General features: G+C 60.0%; 18 protein-coding genes, 4 tRNA genes and 1 pseudogene. 15 read left to right on the top strand and 8 right to left on the bottom strand.

Annotated features, from left to right (window positions below; genetic code table 11):
* Positions 1-32 precede the first annotated feature (32 nt).
* Positions 33-1,037, bottom strand: a complete 1,005-nt coding sequence (locus WA225_RS11455; RefSeq protein ID WP_422607994.1) for an NADP-dependent oxidoreductase — start codon at positions 1,035-1,037, stop codon at positions 33-35.
* Between the two features lie 238 nt (positions 1,038-1,275).
* Between WA225_RS11455 and WA225_RS11460 the strand changes: the two genes are divergently transcribed.
* The 4 genes and pseudogenes from WA225_RS11460 (at position 1,276) to WA225_RS11475 (ending at position 5,704) form a co-directional block, all read left to right on the top strand.
* Positions 1,276-2,037 (top strand): SDR family oxidoreductase, encoded by a 762-nt coding sequence (locus WA225_RS11460; RefSeq protein ID WP_285420994.1) that lies wholly within the window; start codon positions 1,276-1,278, stop codon positions 2,035-2,037.
* 190 nt (positions 2,038-2,227) lie between these two features.
* Positions 2,228-3,628 (top strand): PLP-dependent aminotransferase family protein, encoded by a 1,401-nt coding sequence (locus WA225_RS11465; protein ID WP_422607995.1) that lies wholly within the window; start codon positions 2,228-2,230, stop codon positions 3,626-3,628.
* A 147-nt stretch (positions 3,629-3,775) separates the two neighbouring features.
* Positions 3,776-4,843 (top strand): annotated as a pseudogene (locus WA225_RS11470) (HAMP domain-containing protein); the annotation flags it as partial.
* Positions 4,841-5,704, top strand: a complete 864-nt coding sequence (locus WA225_RS11475; RefSeq protein WP_422608216.1) for a methyl-accepting chemotaxis protein — start codon at positions 4,841-4,843, stop codon at positions 5,702-5,704. The pseudogene WA225_RS11470 and the gene WA225_RS11475, both read left to right, overlap by 3 nt.
* A gap of 613 nt (positions 5,705-6,317) precedes the next feature.
* Here the strand turns inward: WA225_RS11475 and WA225_RS11480 are convergent.
* On the bottom strand, positions 6,318-7,076 hold the full coding sequence (locus WA225_RS11480) for a hypothetical protein (protein WP_422607996.1): 759 nt from the start codon (positions 7,074-7,076) through the stop codon (positions 6,318-6,320).
* 384 nt (positions 7,077-7,460) lie between these two features.
* On the opposite strand from WA225_RS11480, the gene WA225_RS11485 reads away from it, so the two are divergent.
* From WA225_RS11485 to WA225_RS11505, 5 genes are all read left to right on the top strand, one after another.
* Positions 7,461-7,536 (top strand) — tRNA-Glu (locus tag WA225_RS11485).
* Between the two features lie 2 nt (positions 7,537-7,538).
* Positions 7,539-7,614 (top strand) — tRNA-Gly (locus tag WA225_RS11490).
* A gap of 104 nt (positions 7,615-7,718) precedes the next feature.
* Positions 7,719-7,794 (top strand) — tRNA-Glu (locus tag WA225_RS11495).
* Between the two features lie 3 nt (positions 7,795-7,797).
* Positions 7,798-7,873: transfer RNA gene (locus WA225_RS11500), tRNA-Gly, on the top strand.
* A gap of 191 nt (positions 7,874-8,064) precedes the next feature.
* Entirely contained in the window at positions 8,065-9,426 is a 1,362-nt protein-coding gene (locus WA225_RS11505; RefSeq protein ID WP_422607997.1) for an MATE family efflux transporter, read from the top strand.
* A gap of 51 nt (positions 9,427-9,477) precedes the next feature.
* On the opposite strand, the gene WA225_RS11510 is transcribed toward WA225_RS11505, so the two are convergent.
* From WA225_RS11510 to WA225_RS11520, 3 genes are all read right to left on the bottom strand, one after another.
* Positions 9,478-10,116, bottom strand: a complete 639-nt coding sequence (locus tag WA225_RS11510) for a LysE family translocator (protein ID WP_422607998.1) — start codon at positions 10,114-10,116, stop codon at positions 9,478-9,480.
* Position 10,117: 1 nt separating this feature from the next.
* Positions 10,118-10,888 (bottom strand): 2OG-Fe(II) oxygenase, encoded by a 771-nt coding sequence (locus WA225_RS11515; RefSeq protein WP_422607999.1) that lies wholly within the window; start codon positions 10,886-10,888, stop codon positions 10,118-10,120.
* A gap of 90 nt (positions 10,889-10,978) precedes the next feature.
* Entirely contained in the window at positions 10,979-11,605 is a 627-nt protein-coding gene (locus WA225_RS11520) for an alanyl-tRNA editing protein (protein WP_422608000.1), read from the bottom strand.
* Positions 11,606-11,695: 90 nt separating this feature from the next.
* On the opposite strand from WA225_RS11520, the gene WA225_RS11525 reads away from it, so the two are divergent.
* Positions 11,696-12,694 (top strand): LysR substrate-binding domain-containing protein, encoded by a 999-nt coding sequence (locus WA225_RS11525; protein WP_422608001.1) that lies wholly within the window; start codon positions 11,696-11,698, stop codon positions 12,692-12,694.
* Between the two features lie 61 nt (positions 12,695-12,755).
* On the opposite strand, the gene WA225_RS11530 is transcribed toward WA225_RS11525, so the two are convergent.
* Both WA225_RS11530 and WA225_RS11535 read right to left on the bottom strand, forming a co-directional pair.
* On the bottom strand, positions 12,756-13,163 hold the full coding sequence (locus WA225_RS11530) for a PA2817 family protein (protein WP_039760212.1): 408 nt from the start codon (positions 13,161-13,163) through the stop codon (positions 12,756-12,758).
* 74 nt (positions 13,164-13,237) lie between these two features.
* A complete protein-coding gene (locus WA225_RS11535; RefSeq protein WP_422608002.1) occupies positions 13,238-15,685 on the bottom strand; it encodes an acyl-CoA dehydrogenase in 2,448 nt (815 codons plus the stop codon).
* 248 nt (positions 15,686-15,933) lie between these two features.
* Between WA225_RS11535 and WA225_RS11540 the strand changes: the two genes are divergently transcribed.
* From WA225_RS11540 to WA225_RS11555, 4 genes are all read left to right on the top strand, one after another.
* Complete coding sequence (locus WA225_RS11540) at positions 15,934-16,593, top strand: transglutaminase-like domain-containing protein (RefSeq protein ID WP_422608003.1); 660 nt, start codon at positions 15,934-15,936, stop codon at positions 16,591-16,593.
* A gap of 43 nt (positions 16,594-16,636) precedes the next feature.
* Positions 16,637-17,260, top strand: a complete 624-nt coding sequence (locus tag WA225_RS11545) for a glutathione S-transferase family protein (protein ID WP_422608004.1) — start codon at positions 16,637-16,639, stop codon at positions 17,258-17,260.
* Positions 17,261-17,384: 124 nt separating this feature from the next.
* Positions 17,385-18,317 carry an ABC transporter ATP-binding protein gene (locus WA225_RS11550; protein ID WP_422608005.1) on the top strand — a complete coding sequence of 311 codons (933 nt, stop codon included), beginning with the start codon at positions 17,385-17,387 and terminating at the stop codon, positions 18,315-18,317.
* A complete protein-coding gene (locus WA225_RS11555; protein ID WP_008087860.1) occupies positions 18,314-19,093 on the top strand; it encodes an ABC transporter permease in 780 nt (259 codons plus the stop codon). The genes WA225_RS11550 and WA225_RS11555 overlap by 4 nt, the downstream gene beginning before the upstream one ends.
* A gap of 147 nt (positions 19,094-19,240) precedes the next feature.
* On the opposite strand, the gene WA225_RS11560 is transcribed toward WA225_RS11555, so the two are convergent.
* The gene (locus tag WA225_RS11560) at positions 19,241-19,759 is read right to left on the bottom strand and encodes a DUF2062 domain-containing protein (protein ID WP_064120389.1); all 519 of its coding nucleotides are present in this window, start codon (positions 19,757-19,759) and stop codon (positions 19,241-19,243) included.
* A gap of 152 nt (positions 19,760-19,911) precedes the next feature.
* On the opposite strand from WA225_RS11560, the gene WA225_RS11565 reads away from it, so the two are divergent.
* A complete protein-coding gene (locus tag WA225_RS11565; protein WP_422608006.1) occupies positions 19,912-22,146 on the top strand; it encodes a DNA internalization-related competence protein ComEC/Rec2 in 2,235 nt (744 codons plus the stop codon).
* Positions 22,147-22,173: the final 27 nt, after the last annotated feature.

Consider the following 22,173-nt stretch of genomic DNA (forward strand, 5'->3'; position numbering starts at 1 on the left):
GACTCGCTCCCACATTGGTTTTTGTGGTGGCCTTAAACCTTCAGCACCAACTTGCCAAAATTCTCGCCGCTGAACAATTTCATCAGCGTCTCTGGAAACGTCTCCAGACCTTCGACGATGTCTTCCTTGCTCTTGAGCTGCCCCTTGGCCATCCACCCGGCCATTTCCTGCGCTGCACTGGCGTACTGCGCCGCGTAGTCCATCACCACAAAGCCTTCCATCCGCGCGCGGTTGACCAGCAGCGACAGGTAGTTGGCCGGGCCCTTGACCGCTTCTTTATTGTTGTACTGGCTGATCGCGCCGCAAATCACCACCCGCGCTTTCATGTTCAAGCGGCTCAGCACGGCATCGAGGATGTCGCCGCCGACGTTGTCGAAATACACGTCTACGCCTTTCGGGCATTCGCGTTTAAGCCCGGCCACGACATCTTCGGACTTGTAGTCGATGGCGCCGTCGAAACCCAGTTCATCGATGAGGAACTTGCACTTGTCGGCGCCACCGGCAATGCCGACCACGCGGCAACCTTTGATCTTGGCGATCTGCCCGGCAATGCTGCCCACCGCACCTGCCGCACCGGACAACACCACGGTGTCGCCAGCCTTCGGTGCGCCGACATCCAGCAGGGCGAAATACGCGGTCATGCCCGTCATGCCCAGCGCGGACAGATACACCGGCAGCGGCGCCAGTTTCGGATCGACTTTGTAGAAACCTCTTGGCTCGCCAAGGAAATAATCCTGCACACCAATGGCACCGTTAACGTAGTCGCCGACGGCAAACCCCGGATTGTTCGAGGCGATGACTTTCCCCACGCCCAGTGCGCGCATCACCTCGCCGATTCCTACCGGTGGAATGTAGGACTTACCTTCATTCATCCAGCCTCGCATGGCCGGGTCGAGCGACAGGTATTGGTTCTTGACCAGAATCTGTCCCGCCGTCGGTTCGCCGACCGGTACTTCCTGATAAGTGAAGGTCTCGCGGGTGGCAGCGCCCACCGGGCGTTTGGCGAGCAGGAACTGACGATTGGTCTGGGAAGTCATGGCAGGCACTCGAACGGAATGAAGCCTTGTTGATAGCCCTTCATCGGCAATGTCGCAAGGTGGGCTGATGCGGCGAATGCACGCCGATCCAGTGCAGTGATAGTCACCGGGCCGGTTTTATCACTGCAACGCATGGGTGCATAAACAGCCATTGGATAGTGCTGACGCTCGGCAGACTGCAATAGCTATGCTGCCAGGCTACAACTCCCCCTGCATCTATCCCTTCGAGGACATAACAATGAGCATGACGTTTTCCGGTCAGGTTGCCGTAGTCACGGGTGCGGCCAACGGCATCGGCCGGGCCACCGCCCAGGCATTCGCCGCCGAAGGTTTGAAAGTGGTGGTGGCCGATCTGGATACGGCAGGGGGCGAGGGTACGGTAGCGCTGATTCGTACAGCCGGCGGCGAAGCGACCTTCGTGCGCTGCAACGTTACCGTCGAAAGCGAAGTGAAAAATCTGATGGACGAGGTGATCAATACCTACGGCCGCCTCGACTATGCCTTCAACAACGCCGGGATCGAAATCGAGAAGGGCAAACTGGCCGAGGGCTCGATGGATGAGTTCGACGCGATCATGGGCGTCAACGTCAAAGGCGTCTGGTTGTGCATGAAGTATCAGTTGCCACTGCTGCTGGCGCAGGGCGGTGGAGCGATCGTCAACACCGCGTCGGTGGCCGGGCTTGGCGCCGCACCGAAAATGAGCATTTACGCGGCGTCGAAACACGCCGTGATCGGCCTGACCAAATCGGCGGCGATCGAGTACGCGAAAAAGAAAATCCGCGTCAATGCGGTGTGCCCGGCAGTGATCGATACCGACATGTTCCGTCGGGCCTACGAGGCGGACCCGAAGAAAGGCGAATTCGCCAATGCCATGCATCCGGTGGGACGCATTGGCAAGGTCGAGGAAATTGCCAGCGCCGTGCTGTATCTGTGCAGCGATGGCGCAGCATTCACCACCGGTCACTCTTTGGCCGTCGACGGTGGTGTGACCGCGTTCTAAAGCCACTGGGTAGGAAAACAGCCCGCCTTCGTGCGGGCTTTTTCTTGCGCCTGCGCTCAGTTCCGTGAATCCGTTAAACAATGTGTATCAAATGATTAGATCGGGTGCTTTTGGCGGCGTTGTCGCACAGCCTGAACGGCGCGGCTGTGATTTACTGCCGCCAGCAAAACGGACAGGAGTTTGCGTGCTCATGGAATTGAGAATTGACCGACAGGCAATGGTGCCGGTCGTGCAGCAGATCGTTGACGGACTGACTGAATGGATTCTGCGAAACGAGGTTCCGCCAGCCACCCGTCTGCCCTCGGTTCGGCAAATCGCCCGGGGCAATCTGCTGAGTCAGTCGTGTGTCGTCGAGGCGTGCGAACGGCTGGTCTCGCAAGGCGTGCTGACCACGCGTCAGGGCTCGGGGTTTGTGGTGGCCGAATCGCCCTCGCGGTTCGCTGCCGAGGAAGAATTGGCTCCGCTGGAGGGCAAGCAGGCCTGGTGTGATGCGGTCTGTGCGGCGGCAGGTGGCCTGAAGCTTGGCAGTGGTGGCTTGCCGCCAAGCTGGCGCGAGCCCGACGACCTGACTTACGCGCTGCGTGAAGTGGCGCGCACCGACATGGCCAGTCTCTTCGACTACAGCACGCCACTGGGCCTGCCAGCGTTGCGCGAGCAGATCGTCAAACGCCTGAAGCTGTTCGATATCGACGCTCGCAGCAGCCATTTGCTGAGTACCTCTGGCGCCAGTCATGCGCTGGACCTGATCGTTCGCACATTGTTCAAGGCCGGCGATTGCGTGGTGGTCGAAACGCCCGGCTATGCGCCGCTGTTCGATCTCCTGCGCTTGCATGGCGTCCACATGCTTGAAGTACGCCGCACGCCCAGCGGCCCGGATCTCGCTGCGCTTGAGGCGTTGCTGCGGCAGTTTCAGCCCAGCGCGTTGTTCATCAACAGTCATCATCACAACCCGACCGGCAGTTGCCTGACGCCGGCCGTGGCCCAACATCTGGTGCAATTGAGCAAAACCTACGATTTGCGTTTGATCGAAGACGATGTCTACGCGGACCTGCACACGGGCAACGGAACGCGCCTGGCTGCGCTGGATGAAGATGGTCAGGTTATTTACGTGGGCAGTTTCTCCAAGACGTTGAGCAGTTCCTTGCGGGTCGGCTTTGTATTGGCCGACCGCGAGCTCATCGCGCGCCTGGCTCAGGTCAAGATGATCAGTGGCCTGGGAGGCTCGAGGTTTTCTGAAGCAGTGCTGGCCAACCTGATGAGTTCGGGCGCTTATCGCAAACTGGTACAGCGCCAACGCCAGCGCTTGAATACCGATCGCGCGGCGGCGTTGCAGGCGCTGGAGGATGCCGATTGGGAAGTCTTCGGCAAGCCTGCCGGCGGCTTGTTCATCTGGGCGCGTTCGCGAATGGCAGATCACGCGCGGGTGCGCAAGCAGGCGCAACGATGTGGCGTGTTGCTGTCAGCGCCGGCTGCGTTCAGTCCCAGTGGCGAGGCCGGCGAATGGCATCGGATCAACGTGGCCTACGCTTGCGACCCGCGCGCCCGGCAGTTTTTCCGCAATACCGCTGCGGATCGACCTCAAGTGTTCTGAAAACGACGCAGGCCTAGCTTTTTGCCATTATTCCGACGTCAGAGACTTGTGCCGGTGGGTGGCCATTGCGAATCTTCGTCAACAGACTTTGGCAGGGGACTACGCGCAATGAATTCGGCCGTGCAAGGACGTTTTGCCAACCTCGGTATGGCGAAAAAACTGGGTATCGGGTTTGCGCTGGTGTTGCTGCTGACGGCGCTGGTGGCAGCCATCGGCGTCTGGTCACTGCAAACCATCAGCCAGCGCTTCGATGGGCTGAAACAAATGTCTTCGCTCAATAGCGGCCTGCTCAAGGTGCGCCTGCTCGAGCAGGAATATGCCTTGCGCGGCAACCCGAAAACCGCCGATGCCCTGCGGATGGGCGTCGACGGACTGGTCACGCTGGCCAACGAACTCAAGGCGCAGTCGCCGGCCAACGTGCCGGTAATGACCGATGTCGAGCAGTCGCTGGGGGCGTATCGCAAGGCGTTCGACGAGTTTGTCTCGTTGACCCAGGCCAAGGATCTTGCGCTGGAAATGGCCAGTTGGTCGGTGTCCAGTGTCGCCAATAACCTTGATGTGTTGCAGGCCGGGCTTGCCGATGACGGCGCTTATACCTTGAAAGATACCGAGGGCAAGGACGGCGCACAGTTTATCGAACAGGCCGGCCAGGTCAGTCAGGTGTCGCGGCTGATGCTGCAGGCGATGAATGAGGCGCGGGTTCGTCTGGATCAAAGCCGCAAGGGCGACCCCGAAAGTGCCGGCAAGGGCAATATCGAGCAGGCCGCGCAGGCCCAGACGCAAGCCGAAGAATTGAAGACCACGGTCAAGGACGAAGGCTATCTGACGGTGCTCAACGAAGTGTCCGGACACATCGCCGGTTTCAACGACAAGCTGGCCGAATACACCGGGTTGCTCGCCCAGGAAAAAACCGTCTACGAACAACTGCACCAGCGTGCCGACCAAGTGGTCGAGCGGGTGAATCAGGCGTACGTCGCGCAAGACGAGGCGATGCAGGCCGAACTGAAGAAAAACTCGCTGCTGATCATTGGCTCGTCGGCGTTGGCCTTGTTGGTCGGGTTGATCGCCGCGTGGGTGATTACTCGATTGATCGTCGCGCCATTGCGCAGTGTGATCCAGGTCGCGCAGCGGATTGCCGCCGGCGACTTGAGTGCGACGGTGGAGGTGACCCGTCGTGACGAAATCGGCCAGTTGATGCTGGCGATGCAGCAGATGGGTGCCGGACTGAGCACGATTGTCAGTGGCTTGCAGGCAGGTATCGAGCAATTGGCGAGTTCGGCGCAATCGCTGTCGGCGGTGACCGAGCAGACCAATCTTGAGGTCAGCAGTCAGAAGGAAGAAACCGAGCAGGTCGCCACCGCGATGAACCAGATGACGGCCACGGTGCATGATGTCGCGCGCAATGCCGAAGAGGCGGCATTGGCGGCGCAGACGGCGGATGACAAGGTTGAAAGTGGGCAGCAGGTGGTGCGTCAGAGCATGGCGCGGATCGAGCAGTTGGCGGATTCGGCGACGTCGGCCAGTTCCAGCATCGAGAGCCTGAGCGCTGAAATCCAGAATATCGGCACGGTGCTTGAGGTGATCAAGAGCGTGGCCGAGCAGACTAATCTGTTGGCGCTGAACGCGGCGATCGAGGCGGCGCGAGCCGGGGAGCAGGGCAGGGGCTTTGCGGTGGTGGCCGATGAGGTTCGTGCATTGGCGCGGCGTACGCAGCAGTCGACCGAAGAGATCGAGCGCCTGGTCAGTGCCTTGCGGGCGGCGGCGCATGCGTCGGTGCAGCAGATTCAGAGCAGTGGCGAGTTGGTCAAATTGGCGGTCAGTGATGCGTTGCAGACCGAGAGCGCGTTGGGCAGTATCGCGGCGGCGGTGTCGTTGATTCAGCAGATGAATCAGCAGATTGCGGCGGCGGCCGAGGAGCAGAGTTCGGTGGCTGAGGAGATTAATCGCAGTGTCACGAGTATTCGTGCGAGTGCGGATCAGTCTTCGTTGGCGATGCGAGGGAATGCGGCTTCCAGTGTTGAGCTGGCGCAGTTGGGGGGGGAGTTGCGGGGGATGGTTGGGCATTTTCGGCTTTGAGGCTTTGAGGCTTTGAGGCTTTGACGCTTTGGGCTTGGCGGCCTTTGGGCCGGCCATGCTCTTGGGGGGTTGGGGGTATATCCGTTTTTTTGGGGTTGCGGCTGGCGGTTTCGCCCTTACGGCGAGTCACCTTTTCCAAACGCCGAAAAGGTAACCGAAAAGGCTTTGCTCCTGCGTTCGGCCCGCTCGCTGGGGCTCGGGTTCCTTCGCTCCGGGATCGATCCGGGGGCATCGCCTACGGTTTGCTTCGCTGCACCTCCTCTCGATGCATTTGGCTGCGCCAAACGGTCGCTGCGCTCCCACCCCCGGATCAATCCCTGCGCTCAGCCTTCCGACGTCGCCCGTGGATCAAGATCAAGATCAAGAGCTGCAGCCGAGCTTGCGCTCATCCTGTTGAGTGGGGCGGCTTTGCCGCGGGGGGATGAACGCAAATCTAAATTTTGGGAGCTGGCCTGACAGCCGACCAATCTCTATCTGGAGGCATGCAGTTCAAACTGTGGGAGCGAGCTTGCTCGCGAAAGCGTCTCGACATTCACTCAATCTCTGTCGGATTCACTCTCCGCGAGCCCACAAAAAAGCCACCTTGCGGTGGCTTCTCGTGCAGCGTCTGTCATCAGTCGTAGATGACTTTCTTCTTCCAGTCCGCGTCGGCCTCGACGTCTTTCAGGCCGGCAGTCAGTTGGTTCTCTTCACCTTCAACCGGGGCAATTTTGTCCATGACCTGGGCATTGGCGCGGGCCAGCAGTTTTTCCAGGTATTGCAGTTGTTCGGCGTAGATCTGCGGATCGGGTTGTTTGCGCAGGTATTGCACGCCGCGTTCGAAGGCGAGGCGGGCCTGGCCGGGTTGGTTTTGTTGCAGGGACTGTTGGCCGAGGTTGTTGAAGAATTCGATGTGCAGCAGAACGAGGATGTGGCGGATTTCGCGGATCCACTGTTTGGCTTCGTTCGGCGGCAGGAAGCCGTCGTGGGCGGCGCGGGTGATTTGGCCATGGAGGGCTTCGAGGAGGAAGCGTACGTCTTTGGCCTTGGCTTCGGTCAGGATCGGCGCTGGCGGGTTGTTGACCGGGATCGATTCGCCCTGGGCTACCAGTGCGCTCAGTTCAGTGATGCGTGCTTTATTGGTGGCGCTGGTTTTTTCCAGGTTCAACAATCGCTGGCAGACGTTCAGTTCCAGGCGGGTCAGCAGCAGCTTCAGGGCCGGGGTCATGAATTGGCCGGGAAAGGTCTCGGTCAGTTCGCCGCAACGGCGCAGGCGGTCGTTGAGTTCGACCTTGGTGCGGGCCTTCTCCAGTTTGTTGTTTTCCACCACATGGTTCATGTAGCCAATGGCGATCAGAATTGCGATCCCGGCTATGACAAGCAGGGTGATCATGAGTGGTGTCACCGGTAAGACCTCTTTATAGGGTTCGCATGCGAGTGTAGTGGCTGGGCATTTAGCCGCCTAGCGCCGCTCGACTGGTTGGTTCGGCAGGTTCAATCTGTATCGGCCGCATGCTGCTTATATGAATGCTGGCGATGCATGTGCAGATTGCCATCACTGCGCGGTGGACTATAACGTCTTGGCGGGTGGCGGAATATAGGCGTCAATCGTCGGGCGACGGAAAAGCCCGATTGCCGCCGTAAAGCAGGTCGAAGTCATTGATTTAAATAAATTTATATCAAGGGGTTGACGACCTCTCAATCCATCCATAGAATGCGCGCCACTTGCAGCGTAAAGCACACAGCGAAGCGCGGCAGGGAGTGAATGTTGTAGTGTGTCCCCTTCGTCTAGTGGCCTAGGACACCGCCCTTTCACGGCGGTAACAGGGGTTCGAGTCCCCTAGGGGACGCCAATGCGGGAATAGCTCAGTTGGTAGAGCACGACCTTGCCAAGGTCGGGGTCGCGAGTTCGAGTCTCGTTTCCCGCTCCAATTTTAAACAGCACTGCTTTCGGGCGGGGCTGAGTGAAACCAGAACCAAATCTTCGGGTGCGGATCTGGACACCGAAACACACACCATGTGTTCCGGGTAGCGTGTCCCCTTCGTCTAGTGGCCTAGGACACCGCCCTTTCACGGCGGTAACAGGGGTTCGAGTCCCCTAGGGGACGCCATTTGCGGGAATAGCTCAGTTGGTAGAGCACGACCTTGCCAAGGTCGGGGTCGCGAGTTCGAGTCTCGTTTCCCGCTCCAAATTCACAAAAACGCCGCTCAACAGAGCGGCGTTTTTGTATGCGCGTTTTTTGTGTTTTCCTGCCTGTTACAACTTTCCTACAGCGGATCCGTGAGATCAGGAAGCGTCTGACAGCCAGCGCGAGGCGATTCTGGGATAACGACTGGCCTCGCTCACCGAGTTTTTTCCGTCGATTCCAGAGATCCCTGCCATGTCATTGAAATCAGTTTCGCGCGGCAGTTTGCCCGAGATTCGTGCTACCGCGCTCCTCGCACTGCCTTTGGTCGTCGGTCATGTCTGCGCCGGCTTGATTGCCTTCGTCGACAACCTGATCGCCGGCAATCACGGCACCGACACCCTGGCGGCGGTAACGCTGGGCACCGCGTTGTTGTGGCTGCCGATGTTGGTGCCGATCGGTACGTTGATTGCGCTGACGGCGTCGGTCGCGCGTTTACAGGGCGCGGATCGAACTCATGAAATCGCGCCGATCTTTCGCCAGGCGTTATGGCTGGCGCTTTTAATGGGGCTGCTGATGTTCGCCTTCCTCAGCCTGGTGCCTATGTTGCTCGCGCCTGCCGGGATCGCCGAGGAGATGATTCCCGGCGCGCAAGCGTTCTTGCACGCGGTGCGTTGGGGAAGTCCGGCGTTGACGCTGTTTTTCTGCATGCGCTATCTGTGCGAAGGGATGCACTGGATGCGTCCGACGATGATTTTCAGTTTCGGCGGTCTGTTGGTGCTGGCGCCATTGGGCTACGTGTTGACCAATGGCAAGTTGGGTTTCCCCGAGCTGGGCGCGCAAGGGCTGGGGACCGCTTCGGCTGTGATGATGTGGCTACAGGCTCTGCTGTTCGCCGGCTACCTGTGGTTTGGCCAGCGCTTGGCGCATTTGCAGTTGTTTGCGCGTTTCGATCTGCCGAGTCGCGCGGGCATCATGGATTTGCTGCGCACCGGCATGCCGATCGGCATTGCGATTCTGATGCAAGGCAGCCTGTTCATTGTTACTTCGCTGTTGATCGGGCGATTGGGTTCGACGTTTCTCGCGGCGCATCAGATTGCAGTGAACCTTGCGCAGTTGTGTTTCATGATCCCGGTGGCTGTGGCCGAGGCAACAACGGTTCGCGTCGGGCATGCGCTGGGGCGCGGCGATCTGCAGCGTGTCCGGCAAGCCGCTTGGGCCGGTTGCGTGATTGTGTTGCTGGCGCAAAGCGTATCGGTCGTGATCTTGCTGGTGGGCAATGAAGCGATTGCCAGCCTGTATAGCGCCGATCTCGCCGTCACGGCACTGGCCGCGACGCTGTTGCTGTTCGCCGCAGCCTTGCAGTTTCCCGATGGCTTGCAGATGCTTGCGGCGGGGGCTTTGCGTGGGCTGCAGGACACGCGCGTACCGATGTGGCTGGCGGTTTTCTGTTATTGGGGTGTTGGCGTGCCGCTCGGCGCGGGTTTGGCATTTGGCCTGGAGTGGGGCCCGCAAGGGATCTGGACCGGATTGATCACCGCCCTGAGCCTGGCGACCCTGCTAATGGGGGCGCGATTTATCTATAGCAGCCGGGTCAGGGTGACTGGCGTCAGTTGAAACAAAAAGGCCCGTCGATGAACGTCGACGGGCCTTTTGTTTGTCTGTGAGTTACCAGGACATCATCAAGCGACCGGCAAACAGGATCAGCACGACCCCCATGGTGCGTTCAAACCAGTGCCCCATGCGCAGGAACAACAGGCGTACTTTGGCGCTGGAGAAAAACAGCGCGACGATCACAAACCACAAGGCGTTCACAAAGCACATCCACAGCCCGTACAGCGCCTGGATGTTCAATGGTGTGCTGGCGCTGATGATCGTGGTGAAGATCGCCAGAAAAAACAGCGTGGCCTTGGGGTTGGTGGCATTGGTCAGGAAGCCGGTGGTGAACGCCTTGAGCAGTGTCTGCTCGACCACGGGTTCGTCGATCGATTTCTCACCCTCAAGCGCCGATTTCGGTTTGCTGCGCAACAGGCTGACACCCAAATACAGGATGTAGGCGCCACCAATGACCTTGGCCACGGTCAGCAACCAGGGGGTGGTATGCATCAATGCGCCGACGCCGAGCAATGTATACAGCACATGCACAGAGATGCCCGCGCCGATCCCCAGCGCCGTACAAATGCCGACCACTCGGCCAAAGCGCACGCTCTGGCGGATGGTCACGGCGAAGTCCGGTCCGGGGGCGACCACGGCCAGAAAGTGAATGGTGGCCAATGCCAGAAACTCGCCCAGGTAGTTCGATAACATCTCAGCTCCAGAAAGTTAGGGGTGAAGCATTGCCGCGGTAGCCGACAAAGAACGAAAGGCTCAAGCGCGGATCCGCCACACCCGGGGTCACCGAGTGCATGCAGCGCGAATTGAACATGATGAAATCTCCCGGATTCGGCCGCACCTCAAGGCTCGGAGGGCCGAGCAGGGCCGGGTCGATGCCGTAACTGTCGCCGCGCATTTCATCGAACTGGTCGGCAGAAATGTCGGCGTCCCACATCTGCAATGCGCCGCCTGCGGTCGGCATGTTCAGGTAAACATTGCAGGCGAACTGCGCTTCCAGACTGCGCGCCTGAAAGCTGTCGGGAGCATCCTTGGCAAAGATGTCGTGGTGGGCGAGGAAGCACACCCCCGGTTTCACCACGCGGGACAGACCGACATACATTTTGCGCCCGTAGAGGTTTTCCAGATGCGCCCCGGCTGGCCAGGACTCGTCGAGCATGCAGCGCAGCGTATCGACGGGGGATGAGTAGGGCGCACAACGCTTGCGCAATTCCGCAATGTTGCTGGTGGCGCGCTCGAAGTAGTCTTCGATCAGCAGCGGCTGGTTTTCCGCCTCGTAGAACGCCATGCCGATGCGCCCGATACTCGGTGCATTGATGTAGCCCTCAAAGCCGGGAGCGAGGATCTTGTCGCCAATCTGGATCGCCAGCGGCTCGGGCAAAAAGCCTTTGACGCGGATGGCAAGGACTTCTTCGTTGGCCAGTTTTTTTATGCACGTCTCATCGAGACGCTCGACGTCTAGCATCATTTTTTGTAGGTCCATCTATCGATAGTCAACGGAACCGGCGAACGCGGTTCCCCCGGCGTCGGGCGATGCGTGGCGCACCGCCCAAAATCCTTAATCCACGCTGTAGTGGACTGACAGGGTGCCCTTCTTCTGCGAAAGGGCCGCGATCGTGACGGTGCCCAGATCCTTCAGACTACGCACGTGGGTACCGCCGCAGCCGTAGGCTGGCAGCTCACCGAAGCTGATTTCCCGCGCACCCTCACGCAGCGAGGTCAGGCGTGGCAGATCGTGTTCGATCCACTGGCCAATGCCGTGTTGAACGGTGTCTGCATCGACTTCCTGGGTGGTGTCACCCGGTTTGAATTGCACTCGGCCTTCATTGGGCCAGTGATGCGCCTTGATCGGCGTCCAGCCCAGCGCCTGGACGAAATGCCCGATCAGGTGGCCAGCCGAATGCATGCGTGTGTTGAAGCAGCGGCGTTCCTCATCGACCCGAATGCAGGTCATGCCGAGCGGCACCGCCCGGTCGACGAAGTGAACGACCCGGTCCACTTCCTGGACCACGCGCAGGACCTGGCTTTCGCCGATCCAGCCGGTGTCGCAAGGCTGGCCGCCCCCTTGCGGATGAAACAACGTGGCGCGCAGCACCACGGCAAATTCGTGCTCATGGGGCGTGCAGTCGAGGACTTCCACATTAGCCTTGAGGTCATCACTATGGAAAAAGAGGCGAAGCGTCATATTCCATGCCCTTATTAAAGTTTCTATTTTTATTATATGAATCGTGTAATAACGTGATAATCCGTTCAAACATCAAAGGACTTGTGCGCTGTGAGCATAAATCTGCCGCTACCGCTGCTCGGAGAAATGGCGATATTCGTCAAGGTCGTGGAGACCGGCAGCTTTTCTGAAGCGGCTCGCCAGTTGGGGTCGTCCCCGTCTGCGGTCAGTCGCAGCATTTCTCGGCTGGAAAAAGCCTTGGCCACGCGACTGCTGCAGCGCACCACGCGCAAATTGCGTTTGAGCGATGGCGGCGAAGAAGTGTTCAAGCGCTGCCAGGAGATGGTCAGCGCCGCCAAGTCGGTGATGGAAATCAGCGGCCAGTTCACCCACGAAGCGGAAGGTCTGGTGCGGGTCAGCGTGCCGAAAGCGGTGGGGCGCTTCGTGATTCATCCGCACATGCCCGAGTTTCTGAGGCGCTACCCGAAGGTCGATGTCGAGTTGCTGCTGGAAGACCGACAGGTCGACTTGATCGACGACCATGTCGATCTGGCGATTCGCATCACCGATCGGCCGCCGGCCGGATTGGTCGGACGGCAGTTGCTGACCATCGACCACCTACTGTGCGCCACGCCGCAATACCTGGCAGAACACGGCACGCCGACGCACCCTCACGACTTGCTCAATCACAGCTGCATTTATCTGGGCGAAACCCCGAGCGATGCGCGCTGGAAATTCAAGAAAGGCAGCAAAGCGGTGACGGTCGGCGTACGCGGGCGTTATGCCGCTAACCACACTGGCGTCCGATTGGGCGCGGTATTGCAGCACATCGGCATTGGCAGCCTGCCGTACTTCACTGCGCGATATGCACTTGAGCAGAAGTTGGTTGTGCAGGTGTTGCCGGACTGGACCTTCCTCGCGTCCTATCACGGCGGGCTATGGCTGTTGCATTCGCCGACGCGTTATCTGCCACCCAAGCTGCGAGTGTTTATCGATTTTCTGGTGGAGTGTCTGGAGAAGGAGCCGACCTTGAGTAAGCCCGGTAAAGCGGCGGGTGCGAGCAACGCAGCGCTGGCCTATGAATTGCCCGAAAGCGAAGGTCTGCTTTAACGCCGGCGAAAAAAATGCCCGCATGGACAACCATGCGGGCATTTTCAGGACGGCTCGACAATCAGTGCTTGCTGTCCTGAGCGGACATCGCCAGCAGCTGTTTTTCCTGGTTCCAGTCGAACGGTTCGTCGTTCTGTTCGGCTTCGTAGCGACGCTCTTCCAGGGCCTGATACAGGTCGATTTCTTCATCGGACAAGTAATGCAGGCAGTCGCCGGCGAAGAACCACAACAGATCGCGCGGGATCAGGTGGGCGATTTGCGGGTAACGGCTAATCACTTGAGTCAGGATGTCCTGGCCCAGGTATTGGCTTTCGATCGGATCGATCGGCAGCGATGCCAGCAGTTCGTCGAAGCGCTCCAGGAACAAGGCATGGCTTTCTTCGGGAACCTGTTCGGCCTCACCTACGGCGACCAGGATACTGCGCAGGTGGTCGAGCAAAACAAGATGATCGGCAACGACGTTGGACACGAGATAAGTCCTCAAGAGCAAAACGGGCGCGGGAGTATAAAGCTCCCGCGCGCGCATTGACATGCCTGTCAGGATCAGCGGACTTTGCCCTCTGCCTGTTTGAGTTCTTCTTTGTCGAAATCATCGACGTCGATCACCTTGCGCCGTGCCGCTTCGGCATCGCGCAGACTCTGCGCTTCCACCGGTTGCAACACCCCGGCCTCAAGCGCCGCGTCGATGGCGTGTTCACCGGCGGCCGGTTTGACCTGACCACTTTTCAGCGAGGTGTGCAGCTTTTTGTGCAACGGTTGCGCGGCGTTGAGCAGCTCGCTGGCGTGTTGCAATGCGCCCACCGCATCGTCAGGCGATTGCGGGCGATAGCAGCCGGCGAGCAGTTCTTCCAGTGCTGGATCGCCTTTCGCACGACCAATCACACCGGCGACTTCGGCACCGAGTTTGTCCGACGGGCCTTTGTGGCGACGACCGAACGGGAACACGATGACCCGCAGCAGGCAGCCGAACACTTTGTTCGGGAAGTTGCTCAGCAGCTCATCCAGCGCCCGTTCCGATTGACCGAGGCTTTCTTCCATCGCCCAACGGAACAGCGGTTCCATGTACGCCGGCGAATCCAGATCGTGATAACGCTTGAGCGCAGCGGACGCCAGATACAGGTTGCTCAAGACGTCGCCCAGGCGCGCCGAGAGACGCTCGCGGCGTTTCAGTTCGCCGCCCAGCAACATCATGCTGAAGTCAGCGAGCATGGCAAACGCTGCGGCCTGACGGTTAAGGGCGCGGAAGTAACCCTGACTGATCTTGTCGCCCGGCGCGTGTTCGAAGTGACCGAAGCCGAGGTTCAGCACCAGCGTGCTGGCGGCATTGCTCACGGCGAAACCGATGTGTTTGAGCAGCAGGCCATCGAACTCTTTCAGCGCCTGATCCTTGTCCTCGCGACCGGCCAGGGCCATTTCCTTGAGCACGAACGGATGGCAGCGAATCGCGCCCTGACCGAAGATCATCAGGTTGCGCGACAAGATGTTCGCGCCTTCCACGGTGATGAAGATCGGCGCACCGTTCCAGCTGCGCCCCAGGTAGTTGTTCGGGCCCATGATGATCGCCTTGCCGCCGTGCACATCCATGGCGTGGCTGATGCATTCGCGGCCGCGTTCGGTGAGGTGGTATTTCAGAATCGCCGACAGCACCGACGGTTTTTCGCCCAGATCCACGGCGTTGGCCGTGAGCATCCGCGCGGCGTCCATCATCCACGCGTTGCCGCCGATGCGCGCCATGGCCTCCTGAATACCTTCGAACGCTGACAGCGGCACGTTGAACTGTTCACGAATTTGCGCGTACTGCCCGGTGACCAGGCTGGTGAATTTTGCCGCGCCAGTGCCGACCGCCGGAAGCGAGATCGAACGGCCGACCGACAGGCAGTTCATCAGCATCATCCAGCCTTTGCCGAGCATCTCCTGGCCGCCGATGAGGAAGTCCAGCGGGATAAACACGTCTTTACCGGAGTTCGGGCCATTCATGAAGGCCGCGCCCAGCGGCAGATGGCGACGGCCGATTTCGACACCGTCGGTATCGGTCGGGATCAGCGCGAGGCTGATGCCCAGGTCTACCTTGTCACCGAGCAGGTGCTCCGGGTCGTAGGCCTTGAACGCCAGGCCGAGCAGGGTGGCAACCGGGCCGAGGGTGATGTAGCGCTTTTCCCAGTTCAGGCGCAGGCCGATGACTTCCTGACCTTCCCATTCACCTTTGCAGATAATCCCGGTGTCAGGCATCGCGCCGGCATCGGAGCCGGCGAGCGGGCCGGTGAGGGCGAAGCACGGAATGTCATCGCCACGGGCCAGGCGTGGCAGGTAATGATTGCGTTGTTCGTCGGTGCCGTAATGCAGCAGCAGTTCGGCCGGGCCGAGGGAGTTGGGCACCATCACGGTGGAGGCGAGGTCGCCGCTGCGGGTGGCCAGTTTCATTGCCACCTGCGAGTGGGCGTAAGCGGAGAAGCCTTTACCGCCAAATTCTCTCGGAATGATCAGGGCAAAAAAGCCGTGTTCCTTGATGTGCGTCCACGCTTCGGGTGGCAGGTCCATCGACTGGCCGATCTGCCAGTCAGTGACCATCGCGCAGAGTTCTTCGGTCGGGCCGTCGATGAAAGCCTGTTCCTCTTCGCTCAGTTGCGCCTTGGGATAGGCCAGCAGTTTGTCCCAGTCCGGACGGCCGCTGAACAGCTCGCCATCCCACCACACGGTGCCGGCGTCGATCGCGTCGCGTTCGGTCTGCGACATGGGCGGCAGGGTTTTCTGAAACCAGTTGAACAGCGGCGCAGTGAAGTGTTTGCGGCGCAGGTCGGGCAGCAACAACGGCGCGGCAACCACCGCCAGCACGACCCAGAACACCAGCAGCAGCCAGCCCGGTGCATGACTGAAAATACCCATCGCCAGCAGGTAGACGGCAACGATGCCCAAGGCCGGCAGAGGGGAAATACGTCGGTGGGCGAGATACGCCACGCCAACGATCAAAACCAGTATCCACAACAACAGCATATTCAGTCCTCCGTGAACCAAGGCAAATCGACCCTCCAGAGCTTAGACGGCATCTGCAAAACCGGGTGGTCAGACCAAGGTGATTGAAATCGTGGGAAACCCCGGATGGTTTTCGTAGGTTCGGTGGGCAACACGTGTGGGAAATCGTTCGCCGATCCCGCGTCTTTGCGTCCAAGTTTGGCCGAAACGTCGTTATCTCTGTGCTGACGCTGTCGCTAGACTCGGGGCTCACCCAGGAGATTGTCGTCATGCACGAGTATCTGAGTCCCGGCCGCTTCATCGATAGTGACCACCCGGCGGTGGTGGAGTTCGCCGAGCTGCATCGGGGCAGCAGTCGCGATCCGCGCGCGCAGGCGATCAATCTCTATTACGCCGTGCGTGAGGCGGTGCGCTACAACCCGTACACCTTCAGCCGTGATCCGCAGACCCTGTGCGGCAGTTACGCACTGGCGACGGGGGAGAGTTACTGCGTGCCCAAAGCCACGTTGCTCGCCGGTTGCGCGCGGCATTGCGGGATCGCGGCGCGGATCGGCTTGGCCGACGTGAAAAATCACCTGTCGACCCCGCGCCTGCTCGAATTGTTGAAAAGCGACATGTTCGCCATGCACGGCTATACCGAATTTTTTCTCAATGATCGCTGGGTAAAAGCCACGCCGGCGTTCAATCAGCAACTCTGCGAGTTGTTCAACGTCGCGCCGCTGGAGTTCGACGGCATCAACGACAGCGTTTTCCATCCGTTCAACCGCGACGGTGCGCAGTTGATGGAGTATCTGGTCGATCATGGGCAATTTGCCGATGTCCCGGAAACGTTCTTCTTCGAACATCTGCAAAAGTGTTATCCGCATCTGTTCACGGATCAGCAGCCGCCACTGCTCGGCGATATGCAGAGTGATTTGAGCGGCACCTGATCCGGCGTATGCTGCCTGCCCACTCATTTGAAAAGAGGCGGTCATGCTGAAGATCTGGGGACGGAAAAACTCATCGAATGTCAGGAAGCCGTTGTGGGCTGCTGAAGAGCTTGGCCTGGATTACGAGGCGATCGATGCCGGTGGCGCATTCGGCGTCGTCGACACACCCGAGTACCGGGCGATGAACCCGAACGGTCGAGTGCCGGTGATCGAAGACGACGGTTTCGTGCTGTGGGAATCCAACGCCATCGTTCGCTATCTGCTGGCCAAGCATGCGCCCGACAGCGCCTGGTATCCGGCGGATGCGCAAGCCCGTGGCATCGCTGACAAGTGGATGGACTGGACCACCTCGAGTTTCGCCGGCCCTTTCCGCACGGTGTTCTGGGGAGTGTTGCGCACGCCGGCAGACAAGCAGGACTGGGCGGCGATCAATGCCGCTATCAAGGAATGCAACGAGTTGCTGAGCATGGCCGATCAGGCGCTGGCCAGCCAGCCGTATCTGTCCGGAGCAGACATCGGCATGGGCGATATTCCACTGGGCAGCTTCATTTATGCCTGGTTCGAGATGCCCATCGAACGTGCGCCGCAAGCTAATCTGCAAGCCTGGTATGAGCGCCTGAAACAGCGCCCGGCGTACCAAAAAGCCGTTATGACCGCGTTGACTTAATACCTACTATCGACACACTTGACTGTACTTGTGCGGCGGCGGCAAGCACCATTGCGCACTTGCGCTGCGGTTCGATCCCTCGCCGCCGTCTCCTTTTTTCCCTTCAATGGTGCGTAAATCAGATATGAGTTCCGCTCTGTCCATCCGGCAGCTAACCAAAACCTACGGCAACGGGTTCCAGGCCTTGAGTGGTATCGATCTGGACGTTGCCGAAGGTGACTTTTTCGCCTTGCTCGGCCCCAACGGTGCCGGCAAATCCACGACCATCGGCATCCTCTCGACCCTGGTCAACAAGACCAGCGGCACGGTGAATATCTTCGGCCATGACCTGGACAAAAATCCTGCGCAGCTCAAGCGCTCGATCGGCGTGGTGCCCCAGGAATTCAACTTCAACCAGTTCGAAAAGACCTTCGATATCGTCGTGACCCAGGCTGGTTACTACGGCATTCCGGCGAAAGTTGCCAAGGAACGCGCCGAGCAGTACCTGACCCAGTTGGGCCTGTGGGACAAGCGTGATGTGCCGTCGCGTTCGTTGTCCGGTGGCATGAAGCGGCGCTTGATGATCGCCCGTGCGCTGGTCCACGAGCCGCGTCTGCTGATCCTCGACGAACCGACCGCAGGCGTCGACATCGAGTTACGCCGGTCGATGTGGACGTTCCTCACCGAGCTGAACCAGAAAGGCATCACCATCATCCTCACCACGCATTATCTGGAAGAGGCTGAGCAGCTGTGCCGCAACATCGGCATCATCGACCACGGCACCATCGTCGAGAACACCAGCATGAAACAGTTGCTGGGCCAGTTGCACGTGGAAACCTTTTTGCTCGACCTGAAAAACGACTTGAACGCCGCGCCGCAATTGCTCGGCTACCCCGCCCGATTGCTCGACAGCCACACGCTGGAAGTCCAGGTCGACAAGTCCATGGGCATCACGGCGTTGTTCACCCAGTTGGCGCAGCAGAACATCGAAGTGCTGAGCCTGCGCAACAAAACCAATCGCCTCGAGGAGCTGTTCGTGTCCCTGGTGGAGAAAAATCTGTCGAAGGTGGCGGTATGAGTTCCGAATTCCGTCCCAACCTCGTCGCCTTGCAAACCATTGTTTACCGCGAGGTCAAACGCTTCACGCGGATCTGGCCGCAGACCCTGCTGCCGCCGGCGATCACCATGGTTCTGTACTTTGTGATCTTCGGTAACCTGATCGGCCGGCAAATCGGCGACATGGGTGGTTTCACTTACATGGAGTACATCGTGCCGGGGCTGATCATGATGTCGGTGATCACCAACTCCTATGGCAACGTGGTCTCGAGTTTCTTCGGCAGCAAGTTCCAGCGCTCCATCGAGGAGCTGATGGTGTCACCGGTGTCGCCGCATACGATCCTGATCGGCTTCACCATTGGTGGCGTGTTGCGCGGCCTGATGGTCGGCGTGATCGTGACGATCCTGTCGCTGTTCTTCACCCATTTGCAGGTGCATCACCTCGGTGTGACCATTCTGGTGGTGGTGCTGACGGCGACGATTTTCTCGCTGCTGGGTTTCATCAACGCCGTGTTTGCGCGCAACTTCGATGATATTTCGATCATCCCGACGTTCGTGCTGACGCCGCTGACCTATCTGGGTGGCGTGTTTTACTCGATCACCTTGCTGCCGCCGTTCTGGCAGACGGTGTCGCTGGCCAACCCGGTGCTGCACATGGTCAATGCGTTTCGCTACGGGATTCTCGGTGTGTCGGATATCAAGATCGGCATCGCGATCACCTTCATGCTGGTGGCGACGGTCGTGCTGTATCTCGGATGTGCACGGTTGCTGGTAAGTGGGCGCGGGATGCGTACCTGACTTAAGACCGAGTCGACGGTTTCGCGAGCAAGCTCGCTCCCACAGGGGATCTGCGGCACAACAAAGATCCAGTGTGGGAGCGAGCTTGCTCGCGAATGCAGACGCCACAAAACGAAACGGCCTCCCACTGTGGAGGCCGTTTTGCATTCAGCGCATTCTGCTTTTCTTGCGCCGCGCCCATTGCCGCGCCACCCACCAGCGCCAATACATCATCACAATGAAGTAGGCGAGGGCGCCGAGCACCAGTCCTACCACCACCGAACCCAGCAGAAACGGTTGCCACAACGTCGACAGTTCGCCGCTGATCCATTCCCAGGTCAGCTCGTCGGGCAGATGCCGGGCGGGCACGTCCATCAACCACGCGCCAGCCTGATACGTGCAGAAGAACACCGCCGGCATGGTGATCGGATTAGTCAGCCATACCAGACTCACGGCAATCGGCATGTTGCCGCGCACCGTGACGGCGAGGGCGGCGGCCACCAGCATCTGCGCCGGAATCGGCAGGAACGCGGCGAACAGACCGACCGCCATTGCCCGCGCGACCGAGTGGCGATTGAGGTGCCAGAGGTTCGGGTCATGCAGCAACTTGCCGAGAAAGCGTAAGGATTTGTGTTCCCTGATGCTCGTCGGGTCGGGCATGTAACGTTTGAATAAGCGCCGGGGCATAAGGCTTCTCGGTCGGTTAAGGCGGCAAGTATGTCTGGATTCTACGAAGCGCCCATTCAGACTTTGTGACAATTGTTGACGGCGTGTGTAACCGACAGCCGCTATGCCTAAGGGCGGGAGTCTCAATAACGGGCTTATGCAAGGACAGGCTTATGCGCACAGGGATGTTGGCGCTGGCAGTCGGTCTGCTGGCTGCGGTTTTTATACCGGTGTTACCGCCGGTCGGGTTACGGGTGCTGCTGCCGGTGGTGGGGCTGATGTTGCTGCCGTTTCGCAGCTATCCATTGGCGTTTTTCCTGTTTGGTTTCACGTGGGCTTGTGTCTGCGCGCATTGGGCGTTGAATGATCGGCTGTCGCCGCAACTGGACGGCGAAACCCGTTGGGTCGAAGGGCGGGTGGTCGGGTTGCCGCAAAACAGCGACGGCGTGGTGCGTTTCGAATTGGCGGATGCGCGCTCGCGTCACGAAAAACTGCCAGCGCTCATGCGCCTGGCGTGGTACGCCGGGCCGCCGCTCCACAGCGGTGAGCGCTGGCGTCTGGCGGTCAAGCTGAAGCGTCCCGGTGGACTGCTCAATCCGGACGCCTTCGATTACGAAGCATGGCTGCTGGCTCAGCGCATTGGCGCGACCGGCACGATCAAGGATGGCCAGCGTCTGAGCGCAGCGCGCTGGGCCTGGCGCGACAGCATTCGTCAGCGTCTGTTGGCAGTTGATGCGCAGGGTCGGGCCGGCGCTTTGGCGGCGCTGGTACTGGGTGATGGTTCGGGGCTCAGTCGCGAGGATTGGCAGATTTTGCAGGACACCGGCACCGTGCATTTGCTGGTGATTTCCGGCCAGCACATCGGCTTGTTGGCGGCGGTGATGTATCTGCTGGTCGCGGGATTGGCGCGATTTGGCTTGTGGCCACTGCGCTGGCCATGGCTGCCGTGGGCCTGTGGCCTGGCGTTCGCGGCGGCGTTGGGTTATGGCCTGCTGGCCGGGTTTGATGTGCCCGTGCAACGGGCCTGCGTGATGGTCGCGCTGGTGCTGTCATGGCGCCTGCGCTTTCGCCATCTGGGCGCCTGGTGGCCACTGTTGTTGGCATTGAACGGTGTGCTTTTGCTGGATCCGCTCGCCAGTCTGCGCCCGGGTTTGTGGTTGTCCTTTGCGGCGGTGGCGGTGTTGATCTTCACCTTTGGCGGTCGCTTGGGCGCATGGCGCTGGTGGCAGACGTGGACGCGCGCGCAGTGGCTGATCGCGCTGGGTTTGTGCCCGGTGTTGCTGGCGCTGAACTTGCCGATCAGTCTCAGCGGGCCGTTGGCGAATCTGCTCGCGGTGCCTTGGGTCAGCCTCGTGGTGTTGCCGCCGGCCTTGCTGGGGACGTTGTTGCTGCCGGTGCCCTATGTTGGCGACGGACTGTTGTGGCTGGCCGGTGGATTGATCGATTGGCTGTTTCGTGGTCTGGCCGTGATTGCCGGGCAATGGCCGGCGTGGATTGCGCCATCGGTAGCAGGCTGGGTGTGGATCCTCGGCAGTCTCGGTGCGGTATTGTTGCTGCTGCCGAGCGGCGTGCCGTTGCGCCCGCTGGGTTGGCCGTTGCTGCTGATTCTGCTGGTACCACCACGTGAGCGCTTGAGCGAGGGCTTGGCCGACGTCTGGCAGCTCGATGTCGGCCAGGGTCTGGCGATCCTGATCCGCACCCGCCATCACACCCTGCTCTACGACGCCGGCCCGCGTTTCGGTGATTTCGATCTGGGCGAGCGTGTGGTGTTGCCAGCGCTGCGTAAACTGCGCGTGGAAAAACTCGATCTGATGTTGCTCAGTCATGCCGACGCCGATCACGCAGGTGGCGCTCTGGCGATCACCCGTGGTCTGACTGTCGATCGGGTGATCAGCGGCGATCCGGTGGGATTGCCCGCGCAATTGAGCGCCGAAGCCTGCGAAAGCGGCCGGCAATGGCAGTGGGACGGCGTCAGTTTTCAACTCTGGCAGTGGGCGCACGCGCACGACAGCAATCAGCGTTCCTGCGTGTTGCAGATCGAGGCCAATGGCGAGCGCCTGTTATTGACCGGCGACATCGACAGCCACGCCGAACGCGTCCTGCTCGACAGTCCACTGGCGGTTCCGACGCAATGGCTGCAGTCGCCGCATCATGGCAGCCGCAGCTCATCCTCGATGGCGCTGCTCAAGGTCTTGCAACCTGAGGCCGTGTTGATTTCCCGAGGTCACGGCAATTCGTTCGGCCACCCCCACCCAACAGTGCTCGCGCGCTACCGCAAACAGGGCCTGCGCATTTACGACAGCGCCGAGCAGGGCGCCATTCATCTGCAACTGGGCACCTTCAAACCGCCACAGACACTGCGCCAACAACGGCGTTTCTGGCGCGATCCAGCGGCGTTCGCCCGTTGATCGGGCGCAGAGGAGGGCGACATCACG

It is taken from the genome of Pseudomonas sp., from assembly GCF_049300855.1.
Lineage (GTDB): Bacteria > Pseudomonadota > Gammaproteobacteria > Pseudomonadales > Pseudomonadaceae > Aquipseudomonas.